The organism is Aeromonas sp. 5HA1 (genome assembly GCF_029237245.1).
GTDB classification, from domain to species: domain Bacteria; phylum Pseudomonadota; class Gammaproteobacteria; order Enterobacterales; family Aeromonadaceae; genus Aeromonas; species Aeromonas salmonicida.
The window spans coordinates 420661-442273 of record NZ_JAACFW010000001.1 but is presented as its reverse complement, the minus strand read 5'-3'; the positions used below and the strand labels follow the sequence as shown (position 1 = coordinate 442273).

Annotated in this window: 20 protein-coding genes; 10 read left to right on the top strand and 10 right to left on the bottom strand. The window is 59.0% G+C overall.

The features are described from left to right. Positions 1-2 precede the first annotated feature (2 nt). Positions 3-887, top strand: a complete 885-nt coding sequence (hflC, locus tag GWQ27_RS01960) for a protease modulator HflC (protein WP_021138371.1) — start codon at positions 3-5, stop codon at positions 885-887. A 102-nt stretch (positions 888-989) separates the two neighbouring features. Continuing rightward, positions 990-1178, top strand: a complete 189-nt coding sequence (locus GWQ27_RS01955; RefSeq protein ID WP_005311672.1) for a DUF2065 family protein — start codon at positions 990-992, stop codon at positions 1176-1178. A 92-nt stretch (positions 1179-1270) separates the two neighbouring features. Here GWQ27_RS01955 and ispB read toward each other — a convergent pair whose 3' ends face one another. Continuing rightward, positions 1271-2242 (bottom strand): octaprenyl diphosphate synthase, encoded by a 972-nt coding sequence (gene ispB / locus GWQ27_RS01950; RefSeq protein ID WP_005311674.1) that lies wholly within the window; start codon positions 2240-2242, stop codon positions 1271-1273. A 242-nt stretch (positions 2243-2484) separates the two neighbouring features. Between ispB and rplU the strand changes: the two genes are divergently transcribed. From rplU to GWQ27_RS01925, 5 genes are all read left to right on the top strand, one after another. Continuing rightward, positions 2485-2796 carry a 50S ribosomal protein L21 gene (gene rplU, locus GWQ27_RS01945; protein WP_005304210.1) on the top strand — a complete coding sequence of 104 codons (312 nt, stop codon included), beginning with the start codon at positions 2485-2487 and terminating at the stop codon, positions 2794-2796. Between the two features lie 17 nt (positions 2797-2813). Then, positions 2814-3071, top strand: a complete 258-nt coding sequence (gene rpmA, locus GWQ27_RS01940; protein ID WP_005311678.1) for a 50S ribosomal protein L27 — start codon at positions 2814-2816, stop codon at positions 3069-3071. A 192-nt stretch (positions 3072-3263) separates the two neighbouring features. Next, positions 3264-4466, top strand: a complete 1203-nt coding sequence (cgtA, locus tag GWQ27_RS01935; protein WP_005311680.1) for an Obg family GTPase CgtA — start codon at positions 3264-3266, stop codon at positions 4464-4466. 408 nt (positions 4467-4874) lie between these two features. Then, positions 4875-6245: a YjiH family protein gene (locus GWQ27_RS01930; RefSeq protein WP_275906550.1), complete on the top strand. Its 1371-nt coding sequence runs from the start codon at positions 4875-4877 to the stop codon at positions 6243-6245. Positions 6246-6418: 173 nt separating this feature from the next. Beyond that, on the top strand, positions 6419-8113 hold the full coding sequence (locus GWQ27_RS01925; RefSeq protein ID WP_275906549.1) for an AMP-binding protein: 1695 nt from the start codon (positions 6419-6421) through the stop codon (positions 8111-8113). Between the two features lie 63 nt (positions 8114-8176). On the opposite strand, the gene GWQ27_RS01920 is transcribed toward GWQ27_RS01925, so the two are convergent. From GWQ27_RS01920 to GWQ27_RS01910, 3 genes are all read right to left on the bottom strand, one after another. Then, positions 8177-8527 (bottom strand): hypothetical protein, encoded by a 351-nt coding sequence (locus tag GWQ27_RS01920; RefSeq protein WP_059113530.1) that lies wholly within the window; start codon positions 8525-8527, stop codon positions 8177-8179. Between the two features lie 132 nt (positions 8528-8659). Next, complete coding sequence (locus GWQ27_RS01915; protein WP_275906548.1) at positions 8660-11548, bottom strand: HD domain-containing phosphohydrolase; 2889 nt, start codon at positions 11546-11548, stop codon at positions 8660-8662. A 143-nt stretch (positions 11549-11691) separates the two neighbouring features. Beyond that, complete coding sequence (locus tag GWQ27_RS01910) at positions 11692-12132, bottom strand: DUF1842 domain-containing protein (RefSeq protein WP_275906547.1); 441 nt, start codon at positions 12130-12132, stop codon at positions 11692-11694. Between the two features lie 311 nt (positions 12133-12443). On the opposite strand from GWQ27_RS01910, the gene GWQ27_RS01905 reads away from it, so the two are divergent. The 3 genes from GWQ27_RS01905 to GWQ27_RS01895 all read left to right on the top strand — a co-directional run bounded on the left by GWQ27_RS01905 (position 12444) and on the right by GWQ27_RS01895 (position 14486). Further along, complete coding sequence (locus GWQ27_RS01905) at positions 12444-13433, top strand: luciferase-like monooxygenase (RefSeq protein ID WP_275906546.1); 990 nt, start codon at positions 12444-12446, stop codon at positions 13431-13433. A gap of 3 nt (positions 13434-13436) precedes the next feature. Then, the gene (locus tag GWQ27_RS01900) at positions 13437-13862 is read left to right on the top strand and encodes a VOC family protein (protein ID WP_275906545.1); all 426 of its coding nucleotides are present in this window, start codon (positions 13437-13439) and stop codon (positions 13860-13862) included. Positions 13863-13985: 123 nt separating this feature from the next. After that, positions 13986-14486: a 2TM domain-containing protein gene (locus GWQ27_RS01895; RefSeq protein WP_021138360.1), complete on the top strand. Its 501-nt coding sequence runs from the start codon at positions 13986-13988 to the stop codon at positions 14484-14486. A 188-nt stretch (positions 14487-14674) separates the two neighbouring features. On the opposite strand, the gene GWQ27_RS01890 is transcribed toward GWQ27_RS01895, so the two are convergent. Genes GWQ27_RS01890 through lptD form a run of 6 tightly spaced genes read right to left on the bottom strand, consistent with a single transcriptional unit; the run spans position 14675 to position 21443 of the window. Then, positions 14675-15496 carry a symmetrical bis(5'-nucleosyl)-tetraphosphatase gene (locus tag GWQ27_RS01890; protein WP_099991687.1) on the bottom strand — a complete coding sequence of 274 codons (822 nt, stop codon included), beginning with the start codon at positions 15494-15496 and terminating at the stop codon, positions 14675-14677. A 6-nt stretch (positions 15497-15502) separates the two neighbouring features. Beyond that, positions 15503-15865, bottom strand: coding sequence for a Co2+/Mg2+ efflux protein ApaG (gene apaG, locus GWQ27_RS01885; RefSeq protein WP_275906544.1), 363 nt, complete (start codon positions 15863-15865; stop codon positions 15503-15505). A gap of 4 nt (positions 15866-15869) precedes the next feature. Then, the gene (gene rsmA / locus GWQ27_RS01880; protein WP_011899041.1) at positions 15870-16697 is read right to left on the bottom strand and encodes a 16S rRNA (adenine(1518)-N(6)/adenine(1519)-N(6))-dimethyltransferase RsmA; all 828 of its coding nucleotides are present in this window, start codon (positions 16695-16697) and stop codon (positions 15870-15872) included. Further along, on the bottom strand, positions 16687-17682 hold the full coding sequence (pdxA, locus tag GWQ27_RS01875) for a 4-hydroxythreonine-4-phosphate dehydrogenase PdxA (protein WP_275906543.1): 996 nt from the start codon (positions 17680-17682) through the stop codon (positions 16687-16689). The genes rsmA and pdxA overlap by 11 nt, the downstream gene beginning before the upstream one ends. Next, positions 17682-18980: a peptidylprolyl isomerase SurA gene (gene surA / locus GWQ27_RS01870; RefSeq protein ID WP_058393609.1), complete on the bottom strand. Its 1299-nt coding sequence runs from the start codon at positions 18978-18980 to the stop codon at positions 17682-17684. Before surA ends, pdxA begins: the two co-directional genes overlap by 1 nt. Positions 18981-19010: 30 nt before the next feature. Then, positions 19011-21443 (bottom strand): LPS assembly protein LptD, encoded by a 2433-nt coding sequence (lptD, locus tag GWQ27_RS01865; protein WP_275906542.1) that lies wholly within the window; start codon positions 21441-21443, stop codon positions 19011-19013. Between the last annotated feature and the right edge of the window lie 170 nt (positions 21444-21613).

The following is a 21613-nucleotide window of genomic DNA, read 5'->3' as shown; positions in this document are numbered from 1 at the left end:
AGATGAAAAAAATAGCTATTGGTGTCATCGCTGTGGCTGCCATGGTCTGCTTCTCCTCCATCTTTGTTGTTGATGAAGGGCAGAAAGGGATAGTGGTGCAGTTTGGCAAGGTGAAGCGGGTTGAATCCGGTGAAGCTCGGCTCTATGAGCCGGGCCTGCACTTCAAGGTGCCCTTCATCGATCAGGTTCGCAAGATGGATGCTCGCATCCAGACTATCGACAGCCAGGCTGACCGTTTCGTGACCTCCGAGAAGAAAGATCTCATCATCGACTCCTACGTGAAGTGGAAGATCGAGGATTTCTCCCGGTACTACCTGGCAACGGGTGGTGGCAACAAGATCCAGGCTGAAGACCTGCTCAAGCGCAAGATCAACAACGGTCTGCGTTCCGAGATCGGTAACCGCACCATCAAGGACATCGTCTCCGGTGAGCGCAGTACCGTGATGGAAGATGCCCTGATGAAGATGGCGCGCTCCTCCGAGCTCGGCATCAGAGTGGTAGACGTGCGGATCAAGCAGATCAACCTGCCGGTCGAGGTCTCCAACTCCATCTATCAGCGGATGCGTGCCGAACGTAATGCGGTAGCCCGTGAGCATCGCTCCCAGGGTCGCGAGCAGGCTGAAATCCTGCGAGCTGACATCGACCGCAAAGTGACCGTCATGATCGCCGATGCCGAGAGTAATGCGCGTCAGCTGCGTGGTGAAGGTGATGCCGAAGCCGCCAAAATCTATGCCGACAGCTACAAGAAAGACCCCGAGTTTTTCAGCTTCGTGCGTAGCATGGAGGCCTATCGCAAGAGTTTTGCCGGTGGTAACGACCTGATGGTGCTCAAACCAGACAGCGAGTTCTTCCGCTACCTCAAATCTCCTCACGGCGCCAAGCAGTAAGAGACAAGCATAAGACCAAAGGGCCTGATGATTCAGGCCCTTTTGCTTTATGGCATGAGACCAACCGCCGATACGGGCGGCTTTTTTGTGCAAGGAGAGGGGATGCTGACATCCATTTTAATGGGATTGGGGCTGCTATTGCTGTTTGAAGGACTTGGCCCCTTGCTGATGCCTAAAGCCTGGCAACAAATGTTGCGGCTGCTGAGCGAACAGCCACCGGAACAACTGCGCCGTATCGGTGGATCTCTGGTGGTGGCGGGCGCCGTCATCCTCTGGATGCTCGGTCACTGAATCATGTGGCTGGCTCTGAGTTCCATTGCAACGCAGACAATAAAAAAGAGGCCCGAGGCCTCTTTTTTATTCAGCAAGCAGGAGTCGTTGACTCAGGCGCTGCGTTGTACCGCCATCTGGGCCAGGGTTTCCAGCGCCTGCTTGTGCTGGGAGTCCGGCAGGATGGCGAGAGCGGCAATGGCCTTGTCAGCCTCTTCGCGGGCTCGCATGCGTGAGTATTCCAGCGCACCGGTGCGGTCGAGAATCCCGAGAATCTGGTCGAGATGCTCCATGCCGTTGCGGTGCTCGATGGCATCACGTACCAACTGGCGCTCTTCGGGTGAGCCCACTTCCATGGCCCGCAGCAGCGGCAGGGTCGGTTTGCCTTCGGCCAGATCGTCACCGACGTTCTTGCCCATCTCATCGCTTTGGGAGCAGTAGTCCATGACGTCATCGATGATCTGGAATGCTGTGCCCAGATACTTGCCGTAGTCGGTCATGGCCTGCTCGACGGGCTCGGGCTGATGGGTCAGCACGGCCGCGAGGCGAGTGGCGGCCTCGAACAGTTTGGCGGTCTTGCAGTAGATGACCGTCATGTAGCTCTGTTCCGTGGTGTCCGGATCGTTGCAGTTCATCAGCTGCAACACTTCCCCCTCTGCGATGGTGTTGGTGGCATCCGACAGGATCTCCATCACTCGCAGGTTGGAAAGCTCGCTCATCATCTGGAAGGAGCGGCTGTAGAGGTAGTCGCCGACCAGCACGCTGGCAGCATTGCCAAACAGCGCATTGGCGGTCTCCCGGCCACGGCGCAGGTCGGATTCGTCGACCACGTCGTCGTGCAGCAGGGTAGAGGTATGAATGAATTCGATGATGGCGGCGAGTTTGAGATGATCCTGACCTTCGTATCCCAGTGCGCGGGCGGCCATCACTGTCAGCATGGGGCGCATCCGTTTCCCGCCTGCACTGACAATATAGAAACCCAGCTGGTTGATCAGGCTGACATCGGACTGAAGTCTCGCCAGGATCAGTTCATTCACCGCCGTCATGTCGGCAGCACAGAGCGCACGGATAGTCTGTTGGTCCATAAGTCTCGTAACGTGACGGCAGCAATAACTGCGGTTTTAGTAATGGCGGGGATTCTACACGATTTCACAATGGGTTACAGTTAAGCGTTTATTCACGGCGGCAGATATGCGCACAAAATAAACTTTTTGCTAAATTGGCCTTGCCTGAGCAAATCGATTTGCGTAGAATGCCGGCCCATTGTTATAGGTTTTTGCGCGTGTCTGGCCTTGACCAAAAGACACGCCTTTACGGAGTTAATCAAATGTACGCGGTATTCCAAAGCGGCGGAAAACAACACCGTGTGGCCGAAGGTCAAATCGTTCGTCTGGAAAAGCTGAACGTTGAGACTGGCGCTACTATCGACTTCAATGAAGTTCTGATGGTTGCTGCAGGCGACACTTTTAAAGTAGGTGCTCCTTTCGTTGAAGGTGGCAAGGTTGTAGCTGAAGTTGTGGCTCACGGCCGTGGCGAGAAAGTGACTATCGTCAAGTTCCGTCGTCGTAAGCACCATCGTAAGCAAGCGGGCCACCGTCAGTGGTTCACTGAAGTCAAAATCACTGGCATCAGCGCTTAATTAGAGGAGTCCGATAAATGGCACACAAAAAAGCTGGCGGTTCATCCCGCAACGGTCGCGATTCTGAAGCTAAACGCCTTGGCGTTAAGCGTTTCGGCGGCGAAACAGTTCTGGCAGGCAGCATCATCGTTCGTCAACGTGGTACCAAGTTCCACGCTGGCACCAACGTTGGTCTGGGCACGGATCACACCCTGTACGCGAAAGCGACTGGCAAGATCCTGTTCGAAGTTAAAGGTCCGCTGAATCGTAAGTACGTTAGCATCGTTGCTGAGTAATTACGGACCGCAAGGATCCGAAGCCCCGCCAACAGGCGGGGCTTTTGTTTTTCTGACGCAGTTTACGAAAAAACGGAACGTAGATGTGCCTGGTGTTGCGCGGGGCATTCATCGCTAAGATGCGTATCGCCCGCAGGGGCCTGTACCACTATAATTGCGTATCGGTTTTTCGAATTAAGGTGACGGTTACCTATGAAGTTTGTTGATGAAGTCCAGATTCGAGTCGATGCCGGTGACGGTGGTAACGGTTGTGTGAGCTTTCGCCGTGAAAAGTACATCCCGAACGGCGGCCCGGATGGTGGTGACGGTGGTGACGGTGGCGATGTCTATCTGATTGCCGACGAAAACCTGAATACCCTGATCGACTACCGTTTCGAGCGTTTCCATGCGGCCGAGCGCGGTGAGAATGGCCAGAGCGCCAACTGTACCGGCCGTCGCGGCAAGGACAGGATACTGCGTGTGCCGGTCGGTACTCGTGCCAGCGATGAAGACACAGGCGAACTGCTGGGTGATCTGACCCACCACGGCCAGAAGCTGCTGGTTGCCAAAGGTGGCTTCCACGGTCTGGGCAACACCCGTTTCAAGAGCTCCGTCAACCGGGCGCCGCGCCAGAAGAGCAGCGGTACGCCGGGTGAAGTGCGTACTCTGAAGCTGGAACTGCTGCTGCTGGCCGATGTCGGCATGCTGGGTCTGCCCAATGCTGGCAAGTCCACCTTTATCCGTGCCGTGTCCGCCGCCCGTCCCAAGGTAGCCGATTACCCCTTCACTACTCTGGTGCCGAACCTGGGTGTGGTGCGTGGCGAGAACTCCCGCTCCTTCGTGATAGCCGACATTCCGGGTCTGATCGAAGGTGCCGCCGAAGGTGCTGGCCTGGGTATCCGCTTCCTCAAGCATCTCGAGCGCTGCCGGGTCTTGATCCACCTGGTCGATATCTGCCCGGTCGATGACTCGGATCCTGCCGAGAACGCCGTGACAATCGTCAAGGAGCTGGAAAAATACAGCCCTGAGCTGGCTGGCAAGCCGCGCTGGTTGGTGTTCAACAAGATGGATCTGATCCTGGAAGAAGAGGCGGTCGAAGTGATGGAGCGCGTCAAGACGGCGCTGGCCTACGAAGGTCCTGTCTACCAGATCTCCGCCATCAGCAAGGAAGGCACCAAGAAGGTGTGCTACGACATCCTGGATCTGCTGGATACCATGCCTCGTCAACTGGCGGAAGATGCCAGGGACGCCATCGAGAAGGTGGAGTTCAAGTGGGATGACTACCACAAGAACCAGCTGGCCCAAGCCGAAGCCGAAGCGCTGGCCGCCTCCATGGCCTTCGATGAAGGGCTCGATGAGGAAGACTGGGATGATGACGAAGATGATGGCGTTGAAGTCATCTATGTTCGTGACTGATCACTCTGTCCTGACTGATCGGTGCAGTACCTCTGCCCACCGATGAGAAAAACCGGAGCCTGGCAACAGGCTCCGGTTTTTTATGGGGCGCATCTGGATCGATCGGATCACCACATAGATATATTTATTATGTCACTTATTGCCTGCCAACCGCAACGGATTATACTGCGCACCTGAATGTAACCTTGATGAAACAATATGCTAACCATTCGTAATGAATTGATATGCGTATCTGTTTGAGGTCGTTCTTATGGAAGGTTCGCCTGCAAAAATATTTATGCTTGAAATGATCCATTAATGGCTTGTTTGTGCATTTTTTTGGAGTATTCTTGCGCCCGTTTTGTCGGGCGAGAGCATGAATATGCAAGTTGACCTGGCTAAGGAAAAGTAACATTAAGGCTGTAGACCATGCTGGAAAAGACTCTGCAAGCGCCTGCGCTCAATACTCGTCGCAACGTGCTGATGTTCCTGGTCCCGTCACTCATCGGGATCCTGCTGTTCATGACCCCCGTCATCTATGACGAGAACGTCACCATTCCGGTTGCCGTGCTGGCGAAGCTGGTGCAAACGGTATTTGCCGATTATCTGGTGGCCATGGTCAGTGCCATCATTACCACCACCATGCTGATGACGCTGATCGCCTGGCTGTTCAAGCCAGCAATCCTGGTGCGTCGCCCATTCCTCAACAGCCTGTTCAACGTCTCCCCTTTCTGGGCCTGTGTGCGGGTACTGGGTGGCGTGTTCGTGCTGCTGACCTTCTTCAATGCGGGGCCCGAGGTGCTGCGTTCCGGTGCTACCGGCGGTCTGGTACTGCACGATTTGCTGCCTGTGCTGTTCTCGGTGTTCATCTTCGCCGGTCTGTTGTTGCCCCTGCTGCTGGATTTCGGTCTGCTGGAGTTTGTCGGTACCATGATGACCCGCATCATGCGTCCCGTGTTTCGTCTGCCGGGCCGCTCCGCCGTGGATTGCTTCGCCTCCTGGCTGGGGGATGGCAGCGTTGGCATCTTGCTGACCAGCAAACAGTACGAGGGCAAGTTCTATACCCAGCGTGAGGCCGCCGTCATCGGCACCACCTTCTCAGCTGTCTCCATCACCTTCTGCCTGGTGGTGATCTCCCAGGTGAAGCTGGAGCATATGTTCGTGCCCTTCTACCTGACAGTCTGTCTGGCGGGTGTGGTCGCCGCCATAGTGGTGCCGCGCCTGCCGCCGCTCTCCTGGAAGAAGGATGTTTATGCCGATGGCACGCCCCTGTGCCGCAAGCAGGAGTCAGTACCCCATCAGCACAGCGTGATGAGCTATGGCTACGAGCGTGCACTGACCAAGGCTGAGAGTGTCACCGATCTTGGTGCAGTCGCGCGGGAAGGGGTGAAGAATGCACTGGACATGGTGTTTGGCGTGTTGCCGGTGGTGATGGCGATCGGCACCTGTGCCCTGATGCTGGCCGAGCACACCCCCATCTTCAACTGGCTGGGTGCGCCATTTGTTCCCTTGCTGGAGCTGCTGCAACTGCCGGAGGCCGAGGCCGCCTCCAGGACCATCATGGTCGGTTTTGCCGACATGTTCATCCCGGCCGTGCTGGCCTCGACCATAGAGAGCGACATCACCCGCTTCGTGATTGCCGCCATGTCGGTCACCCAGCTCATCTATATGTCGGAAGTGGGCGCCCTGCTGCTGGGCAGCAAGATCCCGGTCAAGCTGTGGGAGCTGTTTGTCATCTTCCTGCTGCGCACCCTGGTGACCCTGCCGGTCATTGCCGGTGTGGCGCATCTGCTGTTCTAAGGCAAGAGTCTGGGATTTAAAACGGTCAACTTGGGTTGGCTGTTTTTTATGGTGAGTATTAGACCAAAGTGAGTCTTTTTAATGGGTGGTTTTTACATTAAGGTAACAAGCTGAAAAAAGCGTGCCAGCCGAGCAGTAGGCAATACCCATCGAATGTGGCCAGGAGTCACCCCATGACCTCACTGCTCAGCTACCGGACCGGTCCTTGCGACCAGCCCTTGCTTCACCAGACCATTGGCGAATATCTGCAAGAGATAGCCGAACGTTTCCCCGACCGCCCCGCCGTTGTAGTGCGTCACCAGCAGATCCGCTGGAGCTACCGTGAATACCTCATCCAGATAGACAGGCTGGCACTGGGCTTGCTGGCGCTCGGTATCCAGCCGGGGGACAGGGTCGGCATCTGGTCGCCAAACAACATAGAGTGGTGCCTGGTGCAGTTCGCCACGGCCCGCATCGGCGCCATCATGGTCTGCATCAACCCAGCCTATCGCAACTACGAGCTGGAGTTTGCCATCAACAATGTGGGGTGCCGCGCCCTCATCTGTGCCAGTGCCTTCAAGGGGAGTGACTACCTCTCCATGCTCAATGAGCTGGCCCCCGAGCTGGCAAGCTCGCCGCCGGGGCAGCTTGCCAGCGCCCGCTTGCCGAGCCTGGAGATGGTGATCCGGCTCGGGGAGACGCAAACGCCGGGTATGCTGAACTTCAGCGCCGTGCAGGCCCTGGGGGATGCGCAGGATCCGGCCTGGCTTGCCCGGGTGGCGGCTACCCTCAAACCGGATGATGCCATCAACATCCAGTTCACCTCGGGTACCACGGGCAGCCCCAAGGGCGCGACCCTGAGCCATGGCAACATTCTCAACAATGGCCGGCAGGTGGCGCGGGGCATGGCGTTCAGCGAGCAGGACAGACTCTGCATACCCGTGCCGCTCTACCATTGCTTTGGCATGGTGCTTGGCAATCTGGTGTGCATCAGCGTGGGGGCCTGCGTCCTGTTCCCATCGGAAGCGTTCGATCCTGTGGCGACCCTGCAGACGGTGAGCGAGGAGCGTTGCACCGCCTTGCATGGCGTGCCGACCATGTTCATCGCCGAGCTGGAGTTGCCCGGTTTTGGCGAGTTTGATCTCTCCTCCCTGCGTACCGGCATTATGGCAGGAGCTATCTGCCCCGAGCCCTTGATGCGCAAGGTGCAGACTCTGATGCACATGACAGAGGTGACCATCGCCTATGGTCAGACCGAGTGCAGCCCCATCAATCACATGACCGCCATTGATGCGCCGCTGGACAAGCGCGTCACCACGGTGGGGCGCGCCCTTGACCACACCGAGATCAAGCTGATTGACCCGAGCGGTGAATTGGTGCCCATTGGCGAGCGGGGTGAGATCTGCTGCCGCAGCAAGGGGGTCATGCAGGGTTACTGGCAGGATCCGGTCAAGACAGCGGAAACCATAGATGATGAAGGCTGGTTGCACTCGGGTGATATCGGCATCATGGATGAAGAGGGTTATGTGCAGATAGTGGGGCGCAGCAAGGAGCTGATCATCCGCGGTGGCGAGAACATCTATCCCCGCGAGATAGAGGATCGGCTCTACGATCATCCTGCGGTGCAGGATGCCGCCGTGTTTGGTGTCGACAGCGAGCGTTACGGGGAGGAGGTGTGTGCCTGGGTCAAGCTGAGGCCGGATCAGATGGTCAGCGAGGAGGAGATTAAGCACTTCCTCTCGGCCCGCATCGCCTACTTCAAGGTGCCAAGATACATACGTTTCGTGGAGGAGTACCCCATGACGGTGACCGGCAAGCTGCAGAAGTTCAAGATGCGGGAGGCCATGACCCGCGAGCTGGCCCGCCAGCATGCCGAGGCGACGCGTTGAGGTGGTGTTACCGCGATGAGAAAAGGGCCTGCGGGCCCTTTGTTCGTTGTTGCCAGCAGGCTGCTAGCGCGGCGTGATGCTCACATCCGTGGGGCACTGAATGGTCAACGAATGGACCGTATTGGCGATGCGGTGGGGTGTGCCCGCCTTGTATATTTTCTTCTCTTCGTCATAGCTGCCCGTTGTGTACTGGGTGGAGTAGAGCGTCTGCTGACGACGATCCGTCTCCTTGTAGCCCTGGGGGCAGGTCTGGTTTGCCTGCTGGAAGCAGGCCGTCATGCTGCTGCACTCGATATAGAAACCCCGCTGGCTGGCATCGGCCAGATGGACAGGGGTAACGGTGGGCGGGGGTGGCGACAACAGGGAGCAGCCGGACAGCGCCAGCGCGCCCAGCATGATGAGATGTTTTGACATAAATAACCTGAACCATGTGGTGTGATAAAGAGTGAGGGGGAGTCTTTTGCTCCCCCTTCGCTGTAGGACACAGTTATAACCAAGCGGGCCAGCCCAAACCAGCATACAAATGTAAGAAAATATGAACCCTGTCTATGCCTGTGTGGCCAGCAGAGCCTCTTCATTCACCTGGTCCAGCTGTTCCGGCGCTAGGAAACGCTCGGCATAGTCGCGCCAGATACCACTGCTGACGAACAGGGCAAACAGCGCCGGGTCTATGTGCTGCTCACGCACCATGTTCTGCATGATGGCCAGGGATTGAGCCACCGTCTTGCCCGACTTGTAGGGGCGATCGCTGGCGGTCAGCGCCTCGAAGATGTCGGCGATGGCCATGATGCGGGCCGGGATGCTCATCTGTTGCCCCAGCAACTGGCGGGGGTAACCCTTGCCGTCCATGCGCTCATGATGTCCACCGGCGATCTCGGGCACATTGCGCAAATGGCGCGGGAAGGGGAGCCGCTCCAGCATGCGGATGGTTTGGATGATGTGCTCGTTGATCTTGTAGCGCTCCTCTTCTGTGAGGGTGCCGCGGCCGATGGCCAGGTTGTAACGTTCTCCCCGGTTGTAGAGATAGGTCGGCACCCTGACCTTGAAGCCCCAGGGATTGCGCTCATCCAGGCTGTCGTGGACGGGGCGGGGTATGAGGTGGACTGTCTTGTCAGCCAGCAGTGGCTCGACACAGGGCAAATGGGGGGCCGGTTGGTTCTGGTGCTGCTTGAGTTCCTCCCGGCTGATGCCGAGCCTGTCGTCCAGGGTGCGCAACCAGGTGCGGTTGGCGATGGCATCGAGCCGTGTCAGCTTCTCCGGTGCCATCCATTCCCCGCCCAGGTTGCACTCGGCGACGAAGGCGAACTCCTGATCCAGGGTGCTCCAGAGTGGTACCACCTCCGCTCTTGCCGCTTCCCGTTCTGACGCCGGCAGACGGGCCGCCAGCACCTCGATATAGGCGTCGCGTTTGAGCACTTCGAAGCGGGTACGGATCTCGTGGATCCGATCGTAGATAGTCTCCAGCTTGGTGGCCTTGTCGACCACAAACTCCGGCGTGGTGACCTTGCCGCAGTCGTGCAGCCAGCTCGCGATGTGAATGGCCTCCCACTCCTCTTCATTGAGCCGAAAGTCGGCGAAGGGGCCCTGCTGTTGGGCACAGGCCGCTTCGGTCAGCATCCGGGTCAGCTCGGGTACCCGCTGGCAGTGGCCACCCGTGTAGGGACTCTTGGCATCGATGGCCCCTGCCATCAGCTCGATGAAGGATTCCAGCAGCTGTTTCTGCTCCTCCAGCAGGCGCTGGTTCTCGATGGCGGAAGCAGACGTGCCTGCCAGCGCCTCGATCAGGCTGATGCGCGAGGCCAGTTCGCGGGCAGAGCAGCCGGGCAGGATCAACAGCAGGCAGCCGATCAGCTCCTGTCTATGATTGCACAGTGGCTCGGCGACCAGCTGGCAAGGGCCGGGGAAAGGACCCCAGCTCGCCAGATGTTGCTGCCAGCCCCGTTCGTCGACGGCCAGGGTGAGCCGCTCGCCATGAGCCAGCTTGCCGAGCAGCGCCTCCTGCCAGGGAGCCTGGTCGGCAGGCAAAGGCTGTTGCCGCCAGAGCGCCTGGACGGCCACCATGCTCTGCTCTTGCGCCAGGTATAGGCAGCCCCCTTCGGCCTGCACGGCGGCTATGGTCTCGTGCAGTATGCGGCTGAGCAGGGAGTCGAAGCGGTGTTCCGCCGCCAGTGCCCGGCCCATGTTCATGAAGTTGCCCAGGGTCAGTCGCATGCCGGACATGGTACGGGCCAGATCGTCGATCTCGCGGATCGCCGATTCCGGCACCCGGCTCTCGCCGAAGTCGAAGTGCTGGATCCGCTCCGCCTCTTGAGTCAGGGCCAGCAGGGGGGTCGCGGTGCGGCGGGAGACCAGCCAGATCACCGGCAACAGCAGCAGCAAGCCTGCCAGTGCCCAGCCGAGGTTGATCAGCGCTTCGTTGCGAGCCTGCTGGTAGAGCAGGTCGGCCGAGACCAGCAAGGCGATATAAAAGGGGGATCCCTCGCCGAGGGGAGAGAGATTGACCAGCCAGTCACTCTGATCGGCGGCGGTCAGATTCAGCTCCACCGGGCTGCTCAGCAAGGCGGGTTGGCTGGTGACCTGTTGCTGCAGCTGGGTCAGCACGGGATGAGACAGCGCCGACAGCAGGGGCAGCTGGCTCAGTTGCTCGAAGCTGGGAAGCTGTTTGGGATCCGTGGCAAGCAGGGTGGCGTATTCGTCGAACAGAACCACCTGACTCTGCTCTGGCAACCGCAGTTCACCGATCAGGGCCGACAGTCCCTCGACGCTGGTATCCAGCCCGATCACTGCCCTTCTGTTGTCGCTTTCCACCGCCAGCGTCATGCCTGGCTCCTTGGTGGTAAAGAAGAGATAGGGGTGGGTGGTGGCGATGCCTGAACGCCAGCGTGCCTGCTTGTACCAGTCGCGGCTGCGGGGATCAAACTGGTATTGAGGCATGGCCCGGCGCTCGAGCAGGGTCAGCCGCTGGTCGAAGTAGAGAAACTCCCCCTTGCCCTGGTGCAAGCTCTGCACCAGCAAGGTGCTGGCCGCCGGGACCCTGTCCAGTTGGGCTCGTGCCCGCTCGGTCAACTTGCGCACCAGGAAGAAATCACCATCCGCGTAGCCGGCATAGACGGCGCCATAACTGGGGCTGTTGGCCAGCACCTCTGCCAGTTGTGGCAGGTAGCCGAGCCGGGCATCCAGACTGTTCATGGCCGCCAGCTGACCGCTGCGCAGCAGACTGAGGGACATGCGGGCCGGCCGCTCGTTCAATTGAAGGGCGAGGGCGAGCTGCTCCCGGTATTGCAGGAAATTTTGCCGCTCATGCTCCAGTCCCTGTTGTGCCGCTTGCTGGAATTGCAACGCGATAAGGGCGCTGCCCAGCAGGGTAAACAGCAGGATGAAGAGGGTGGCGATATGCACATAGAAGGGTTTACGACCTGGCCTGGCACTTGTCATGGACACATCCTTGTCACACGGGCGATTGCAGAGACGATCTACTATCAGTGTGCCAACAGGATGACAGAAAACACAATAACCCGTTCAGATATATCAGGATATGGCATAAACGTGACGGCCCCATCGGGGCCGTCTTGAGGGGGTCAAGCCAGTACTGCGGCGGGCACCAGGGTGATGCGGGCGTCTTTCACCTCGTGCCACACCTGATGATTGTCCTGATATTTGTAGTTGGCCGTGCCTGATTTCCAATCTTCCCCGAGTACCATGCGCAGCTCGAAGTTGGGCTGGATCACCGGCCCTATCCCGCCGCTCTGGGGCCATTTGATAATGGGGTAGCCCTGCGCAGTCACCAGGATATGGCACTGCTTGGGCATGACGCACATATAGGTGTATTGGCCTTTAAGTTCGGAGGCCATGTCGAGCGGTGGATTGGTTGCCTGGGTCAGATGGGCGACGCCATTGATTGTCTCCCCTGGCGTATAGACTGCCAGGTTCAGGTGCAGCAGTTGCGCCCCCGGCATGGCTTTGCCGATCTCGAAAGAGGCGAGGAAGAGGCCGGTTTTGGTGTCTGTGATTGCATTCATGCCTGTATTCTCCTGCAAGAAGAGGGTGGGTGTAGCTCACAACCAGACAACGAGCCACAGCATGCTAGCGCTTGCGGTCAGAGCAGGTAACTGTGGATATTGTCACTTGACGCTCAGCCCAGGCTGGCATAGCGCCATCTGCACCCCTGGCAAGGCAGGAGGCTCAGGGAACTCAGGCGGTGCGGTGATTTCGATTATCGGTTGCCAACAAAGAGCCGGGGTCAATTCGTTGGCCTGGCGCGTGATTCGTTCAGGTATCCCGTGCTACATTGCCTCCCTTGTTACTGGTCTGTAAATCAATGGAGTGACCCATGTCTGCCATCCCCTATTCAGTGCTCGATCTGGTCCCCGTGCCCGAAGGCTCCCACCCGGCCGAGTCGTTTCGCCGTTCGCTGGACCTGGCCCAGCATGCCGAGCGCTGGGGGTATCAGCGTTACTGGCTGGCGGAGCATCACAACATGCCGGGCATCGCCAGTGCTGCCACCGCTGTGCTGATCGGTCATCTGGCGGGGGGCACCAAGACCCTGCGACTGGGCGCCGGCGGCATCATGCTGCCGAACCATGCACCGCTGGTGATTGCCGAGCAGTTTGGCACCTTGGCTTCGCTTTACCCTGATCGCATCGATCTTGGGCTGGGTCGTGCCCCCGGCACGGATCAGCGCACCATGCAGGCACTGCGACGTCAGCGCAGCGGCGACGTGGATGAGTTTCCGGCGGATGTGCGCGAGTTGATGAGTTATTTCGGTGACGAGGCAGGGGCGGTACAGGCCGTGCCGGGTCAGGGGCTGCATCTGCCCATCTGGCTGCTGGGTTCCAGCCTTTACAGTGCCCAGCTTGCCGCTTCTATGGGGCTGCCATTTGGTTTTGCCTCTCACTTTTCTCCCGGCCTGTTGTTGCAGGCGCTGGAGATCTACCGCGCCCAGTACCGCCCCTCGGTGCGCTGGCCCAAGCCCTATGCGGTGGTCTGCATCAACATGATCGTCGCCGACAGCGAGCGGGAGGCCCGTTTCCAGTTCACCACTGTGCAGCAACAGTTCCTGCGTCTCTACCGGGGTGACGCTGGCAAGCTGCCCGCACCTGTGGCCGAGCTGGGGGAAGAGTGGTCGCCCCGTGAGCTGATGGCGATGGAGCAGACTCTGGCCCGCTCACTGGTGGGAGATCGCGATCAGGTGCGTCACGGCCTCAAGGCGCTGCTGGCCGAGACGGGTGCCGATGAGCTGATGTTCAACGGCCCCATCGTCGATCAGGGGGCGCGGCTGCGCTCGTTCGAGATCGCGGCCGAGCTGATGCAGAGCCTGTGATCCATGGATGAGGTCTACTGGAACCCCATGGTGCCCGAGCTGTCGGTGACCAGCCTGGCAACTTCCTTGCCTTTCTATACCGGGCTATTGGGGTTTGCTGTGCGCTATCAGCGCGACTATCCCCCCTTCGCCTATCTGGAACAGCAACAGGTAGAGTTGATGCTGGAACAGATCCATCCGGCAGGATGGCTGACCGGTGTGCTGGAGCCTCCGCTGGGACGCGGTATAAATTTGCAGATGGAGCTGACCGACATCCAGCCCCTGCTCGCTCGGCTGGCGCTGGCCGGGGTGGCGCTCTATCGACCACTGCGTGAATCCTGGTATCCGGTGGGAAATATGAGCTCGGGTCAGCGGGAGTTTCTGGTACAGGACCCCGACGGTTATCTGTTGCGGTTCGTCCAGCATCTGGGCGAACGACCGGTTTCCTGATCCAGACTTACATCTAATTGATTGATTTTAAACAATAGTCAGGTTGGTGTCGGCCATCTGTCGTGTCACCTTTCTCCGCGCTGGCCCTATGCTGGCCCTGTCTACCACCACAAGGAGCTCATGATGATCGTCAGGAAATTGAGATTGCAACGGGGTTGGTCACAGGATCAGTTGGCGACCCTGACTGGCTTGAGTGTTCGCACCATACAGCGGATCGAACAGGGTCAGCAGCCCGGACTGGAATCTCTCAAGGCCCTGGCCTCCGTCTTTGAACTTGATGTGGCTCAACTGGATGGGACACAACAACAGGAGCGCGAGATGAGAGGGAATGAAACTATGGGTCAGGACAGGGTGCAGGTGTCGGCAGAGGAGCGGGCCGCCATGGGGTATGTGGAGGGGCTCAAAGGCTTCTACTACCACATTTTCAGCTATGTGCTGGTGATCTGCGGGCTGTTTGTCATCAACTACCTCAGCAACCCGGACTATATCTGGGCCTGGTGGCCGGCGCTGGGGTGGGGTCTGGGGTTGATCTCCCATGCCATCAATCTGTTCCAGCCCTTCAAGCTGTTTGGGCCCGAGTGGGAGAGACGCCAGATCGAGAAACGACTGGGGCGCAAGCTGTAACTCATTGGTGCGAATGGAACAAAGCCCGGCAACTTGCCGGGCTTTGTTCTTGTGTAACGCGACAGAGTGGGGTTCTCACCACTCTTTCCCCTTCCTTGGCGTGAGTGGGGCAAGGGGTCGCTATCAGGGCATCGTCTTCGTAACACCACAGAGTGGGGCTCTCGTCGCTCAGGCGCAGCCCTTAACCATCACTTGGCGTGAGTGGGGCAGGGCGTCGCTATCAGGGCATCGTCTTCATAACGCCACAGGGTGAGGCTGTTGCCCCATACACAGCCGGTGTCGAGCGCCTTGATGTCGTTCCTGCCTGTGTTGCCCATCAGGGCCGCCCAGTGGCCGAACACCAGTATGGGGTCATCCATATGGTGCTCGCGCTGCTCGAACCAGGGGCGCAGGCCGGGAGTAGACTCTGTGGGGCCTTTCTTGCACTTGAACTCGAGTCGGCCATCGAAATAGCAGAAGCGCATCCGGGTGAAGGTGTTGATGATGTAGCGGTAACGTTCGATCCCTGCCAGATCTTCACTCCAGCCATCGGGCAGATCGCCATACATGTTGTGCAACAACCAGCTGTACTGATCGCCGCGCAGCTGACTCTCCACTTCGCGGGCACAGTTGCGTGCCGTTCGAGCGTCCCAGGCGGGGGAGATACCGGCATGCACCATCATGATGGGCAGATCCGGGTGCTCCGCCAGCAGGGGGCGATGGCGCAACCACGTCAGCAGCTCGTCCCGATCCGGCGCTTCCATCAGGGCTTGCAGCTTGTCTTTCTTCTTGAGCGGTGCAACGCCATCGGCGACCGCCAGCAGGTGAAGGTCGTGGTTGCCGAGCACTGTGACGGCCCGCTGGCCCAGCGACTTGACGTAGCGCAGTGTCTTCAGGGAGTCCGGGCCGCGGGCGACTAGGTCGCCACAGAGCCAGAGCACGTCCTTGGCTGGATCGAACTTTGCGAGATCCAGCAGACGACGCAAGTCGTCATAACAGCCCTGGATATCGCCAACAAAACAGTTCGCCATGAAACCTCAGTTAATAATGTTTGGGACGGCCAGGGTAAAAGGCGCTATGGGCGCCTCGAACGGCTGCCCTGACTCATCTTGCAGGGTATAGCTCCCTTCCATCACCCCAAATGGGGTGTCGAGTGGCACGCCGCTCTGATAGCGAAAGGTCTCCCCTTCGGCAATCACGGGCAGCTCCCCGACCACGCCGGGGCCCTCGATTTCCAGCATCTTGCCGTTGGCATCCGTGATGAGCCAGCGCCGGTGCAGCAACTGCGCCGGCCCCGGCCCCAGATTCTCGATCTCGATCAGATAGTGGAACTGGTAAGGGTCCTGGGTATCCGCCACATAACGGGGATATGGGCGGATAACGATATGCGGGTATGCCACGGGATCAGGCCTGTTGTTGATCCGCCAGCCAGTTGGCGATCATGACGAACTGCTCCAGGGAGAGATTCTCCGGGCGCAGGTTGCCATCGATACCAAGCTCGGTCAGCTGAGCGTCGGTGATGAAGTTGGCGAAGCTGTTGCGGATGGTCTTGCGGCGCTGGCCAAAGCCTTCGGTACAGACGCGGCTCAGGCAGCGGATGTCTTTGGCGACTATGGTCGGGTTCTTGTGCGGTACCAGACGGACCACGGCTGAATCCACTTTCGGTGCCGGTTTGAAGGCGCCAGGGCCCACTTCCAGCACGGGGATCACCTGGCAGTAGTACTGCACCATGACGCTCAGGCGACCATAGGCCTTGCTGCCCGGGCCGGCAGACATCCGCAATACCACTTCTTTTTGCAGCATGAAGTGCATGTCTTCTACCCGGTCGGCGAAATCGCACAGGTGGAAGATGAGCGGCGTGGAGATGTTGTAGGGCAGGTTGCCGAAGATACGCAGCGGCCCCTTGCCTTCCCCCATCAGAGTGCCGAAGTCGAAGCGCATGGCATCGGCCTCGATCACGGTCAGCTTGTCCTTGAGGGTCGGGTGCTCGCGCAGGCGCGCGGCCAAGTCCCGGTCCAGCTCGACCACTGTCATCTTGTCCATCTGGGAGGCGACCGGTTCGGTCAGGGCGGCGAGGCCCGGGCCTATCTCCACCAGATTCTGACCCGGCTGCGGATTGATGGCGGCCACTATTTGATCGATCACATAGCGGTCATGCAAGAAGTTCTGACCGAAACGCTTACGGGCCGTGTGACCCATGTGCACCTTGTTGCTCTGCACCTTACTGCTCATATCTTTTTTTCTCTACCATCTTGATGGCGTGGTTAATCGCGGTGATCAGACTGCCCGGGTCCGCCAGGCTCTTGCCTGCCAGATCCAGCGCAGTGCCGTGATCCACCGAAGTGCGGATGAAAGGAAGTCCAAGGGTGATATTGACCGAACTGCCGAACCCCTTGTATTTGAGCACGGGCAGCCCCTGGTCGTGGTACATGGCGAGTACCGCATCCGCATCCTTGAGGTATTTGTCCTGGAACAGGGTATCGGCCGGCAGCGGGCCGACCAGATCAATCCCCTCTTGGCGCAAGCTGGCCAGGGCGGGTTCGATCACGTCAATCTCTTCACGGCCGAGATGACCCCCTTCCCCTGCATGGGGATTGAGGCCGCAGACGTAAATCCGGGGCTTGGCGATGCCAAACTTGGTTTTGAGATCCGCATCCAGAATGCGGATCACCTTGCCGAGGCGATCCTCCGTGATAGCCATGGCTACGTAGGCGAGCGGTATATGGGTGGTGGCCAGCGCCACCCGCAAGCCTTCGGTCGCCAGCAGCATCACCACGTCGGCGGTACCTGACTGCTGGGCGAAGAACTCGGTATGACCACTGAATGACACGCCCGCCTGATTGATGATCCCCTTGTGGACAGGCCCGGTTACCACGGCGACAAATTCACCGCTGAGGTTGCCGTCACAGGCGCGCTGCAGGGTGGCCAGCACATAGGCGCCGTTGCCCTCGTTCAGCTCACCCGGCACCACGGGGGCGCCGAGGCTGACTGGACAGATGCTCAGGGTACCCGCCCGCTGCGGCTGGGCAGGGGTTTCGGCATCATAGGGTTGCAGCTCGATGGGCAGCCCCAGCAGGGCGGCCCGTTCGAGTAGCAGGGCGGGATCGGCGATCACCACCAGCTGGTGGGGCCAATCCTGCTGGGCTATCTGCAACACCAGATCCGGGCCTATTCCGGCGGGCTCACCCGGGGTAATGGCGAGACGACGACAGCTCATCAGCTGCCGGCGCCTTCGATCTGGATGTAGGCCTCGTCACGCAGCTCATCCAGCCACGCCTGGGACTCTTCGGTGAAGCGGCGGTTGAAGATGAGCTGATAGGCACGCTGCTCCTGGGCTTTGCTGGTGGCATCCTGGCTGCGACGCTCTTCCAGCTGCACTATGTGCCAGCCGTGGGTAGTACGGAAGGGGGCGCTCAGCTCACCCGGCTTGAGGCGGTTGACCATGTCGCGGAACTCCGGCACATAGACGTTGGGATCAGACCAGCCCAGCTCGCCGCCCTGCACCGCAGAGCCCGGATCTTCGGAGTATTTTTCCGCCAGACTGGCGAAGGTCGCCTTGCCGCTCTTGATGTCGTGCAGTATGCCATCCAGCATGCCCTTGGCTTTCTCTTCGCTGAGGATGATGGAAGGCTTGATCAGTATGTGGCGTGCTTTCACCTCGGTCTGCAGCACCTGCTGCTGACCCTTGGCATCGAACACCTTGACGATGTGCAGACCGGCGCCAGAGCGCAGCGGGCCCACTATGTCACCCTTGGCAGCACCTTGCACCGCTTCGGCCATCAGGGTCGGCATCTCTTGCGGGCTCATCCAGCCCCAGTCGCCCCCTTCCAGTGCCTTGGGACCATTACTCTCGGCAATGGCCAGCTTGCGGAAGTCGGCGCCCTGTTTCAGGGCAGCCAGGATGCGCTCTATCTTGCTCTTGGCGGCGTTGAGCTGCTCGGCGCTCGGGTTGTCCGGCAGGGCAATCTGGATATGGCCGACATGGTACTGCTGTTGCTGCTGGCCCTGCTTGGCGAGGATATCCACCACCTGCTTGACCTCCTGATCGGAGATGTTGATGCGACGGCGCACCTGGTTGCGGCGCACCTCGTTCATCAGGATCTCGCGGCGCACCTCTTCCCGATACTGGGCATAGGTCAGGCCTTCGCGGGCCAGTTGGGCTCGCAGCTGATCCAGGGTCATCTTGTTGTCGGCGGCTATGCTCTGGATGGCTTGCTCCAGCTGGGTGTCGCTGATCTTGAGGCCCTGGCGATCCGCCAGTTGCAGTTGCAGGCTCTCCTGGATCAGCCGATCCAGCGCCTGCTTGCGCAGGGTGGCATCATCGGGCAGGGACTGGCCGCTCTCCTGGGCAGAGCTTTTGACTTTCTGTACCAGGGCTTCCTGCTGGCTGGCCAGCACCACGTCCTTGTTGACCACGGCAAGCACCTTGTCCATCAGCTCGGGGGCGGCGAAGGCACCCTGACTCATGGCTCCGAACAGGCCTGCAGTCAGCAGGGAAATCAACGTCTTCTTCATATCCATCTCTCAAGGCGTTTGCCAGACCGGTTATTGGTCTCGCAGGTTAAACGGACGAATGTAAGGCAGTGCTTCGGTATCCAGGGAGGTGCCCTTGGAGCCGGTACCCACGCTACCCAATCCTTTCATTTCAAACTGAATGCCCAGGCTGCGCTCCGAAGTCGGACGCATGGTCACGTTATCCGGTGTATTGACCCACTCCAGGTTGAAGTTGATGCTCCAGCAGCAGGAGTCATATTTCAGACCCACCTTGCGATCCACCTTCACTCCCTGATCAAGGTCGTGATAGTAGCCACCGTAGAGGTGCCACTGATCATTGAGCGGTGTGGTCAACAGCATACCGACCTGATTGAGGTCGGCGACCTGATTGGTGTTCGACAGGTCGTAGTTGGCATTGCGCACGAAGCGGTAGTTCAGCTGGCTGATCAGCTTCTCGCGGCGATACTCGAGGGCGCTGTTGGCAGAGCTGATCTCGCTCTGATCCATATCATATTGCGCCCCGGCATGGGCAAACCACTGCTCGTTGATCTTGGCATCCCCCTCAAACGAGAGCGGGGAGCGGGTGTTGGTCGCCAGTGACTCGCTGGGGTAGAGCTTGACCCTGGGGGCAACAAAGTCGAAAGCTTGGGCAACGGCCAGTCGAATTCGTTCATCACCAGCCTGATCATAAACCCGGGTGGTAACACCGAGTGAGACCCTGTTGGAGTCGCTGATGCGGTCCAGACCGGCATAACGGCGGTCGCTGAACAGGCTGTAGTAGTCCTGACGCATGGTGGTGGAGTCATAGACACCTATGTTGTCCTGATCCTTGTAGGGCACATAGAGGTACTGGAACTCGGGCTCCAGGGTTTGATTGGCGTCGCCACCAAACCAGTCCTGGTTGCGTTCGAAGGTCATGCCGCCCTTGAGGCGAAAAGAGGGCAGGGTCCGGGTGATGATGCCCTCATCCAGAGTGACACCGCTCGCACCTTCAGGAGTGAACCGCTTGGTGAAGGTGGAACTCATGTTGTCCGGCACTTCCTGATCGTAACGGGTGTACATCAGCTTGTACTGGCTGTCGAGGTAGTAGCCCGCCTCGTCGATGAGCGGCATGGTCAGGGTCGGCGCCGTGTAGACACGGGTGCCGGTATAGGCATCCCCCAGGTTTTGCGCTGAGGCCTGGGTGTTGTTGTAACCGAACCGGGTGACTTCGGTATTCCAGGCCAGATCGTACCAGTTGCCCTGATGGTAGTAGTTGTGGTTGATCCGTGGCATCAGCTCGTGAGGCTGCTGGGCACTTGCCAGCAGTATCTGGTAGGTCCGCACCTCTGTGTTGAGGTTCCAGTTTTGCTGGAAGTAGCCAGCCATCAGGGATTGCTGCAACTGGTTCTCGACCTGGGTGCCCACCTTGGGGGAGAAGTCGTTGAAGTAGTTGTAATCCCGATCCCGGACCTTGGTGTAGTCGACCGACACCCGCATGGCATTGTCGGCAAACCGCGAGGTGTGGCGCGCATTGAGCAGATAGCGATGCCCGTCAGACAGCTTTTCGTTCAGGCTGGGGGTTTCATCGTACTGTTTGTCGTCTGCCAGATTTTCGAAATAGAGGCTGCCGACATGGGCCGGATCCGGCATGTAGCGGAACTCGACCTGCTCCATCAGGCCCCGTCTGTCCATGAAACGGGAAGTGATGGTGGCATCGTAGTTGGGCGCTATGTTCCAGTAGAACGGCTGGGTGATGTCCATGCCGTTCTTGGAGCTCTGGGTATAACCCGGGTAGAGCAGACCGGTTTTGCGCTCATCCTTGATGGGGAAGTTGATATACGGGAAATAGAATACCGGATAGTCATAGAGCCAGAGGCTGGCGTTCCAGGCTTCCCCGAACACCTCTGTCTGATCGATGTCGATGCTGCCCGCTTTCAGGGTCCATACTTCCTGGCCAGGTGGGCAGGTGGTGTACTGAGCCCCTTCCAGAGTGATGTTCTGGTTGTTGTTGGTCATGGTGACTCGGTCGGCAGAGCCGCGTACCGGTGAGCCATGAACCTGGTATTTGCCCTCTTCCAGCTCGGAATTCTTGGTATCCAGGTTGGATTTCAGGGTCTTGTCACTGGTGACAGTGATCTGGCCATCGTTGTAATAGATGTTGCCGATGGCGATGACATCCCGGCTCTTCTGATCGAGCTCGGCATAATCCGAGTCAAATTTGCGCACACCCTGGCGAACTTTGACATCGCCTTGATAGACGGCGGTACCGCCCTGCTTGGCCTCTAGCCGATCGGCATCCACTTCGACTGGTTGGGCGTTGGCATCCTTTCCGGGGGCCAGTTTCTCTACCTTGGGTACATAGTCATAGCAGAGCCCGTCCAGGATCCCGGTGGCGGGCGGAGGCGTCAGCGGAGCCGCCTGCACTATGGCCGGGGTCAGGGCTGGGATAAGGCTGATGGTCAGGGCGATGGGATATGAGTACCCCAGTGTCCATTTTGTCATGTGAAAGACTCGCGCAATCCGTGGTAGATACGGCTGATTCAAGACATGCATTTTACGACAGGATTCATCGAGTTGACATTGCATGTCATTGCTTTATGTTAGCCGGCAATGATAAAGCATTATTGCGGCCAGGGCTAACAGCCAAGTGCTGCTTTCCAATTCGGTCCCCG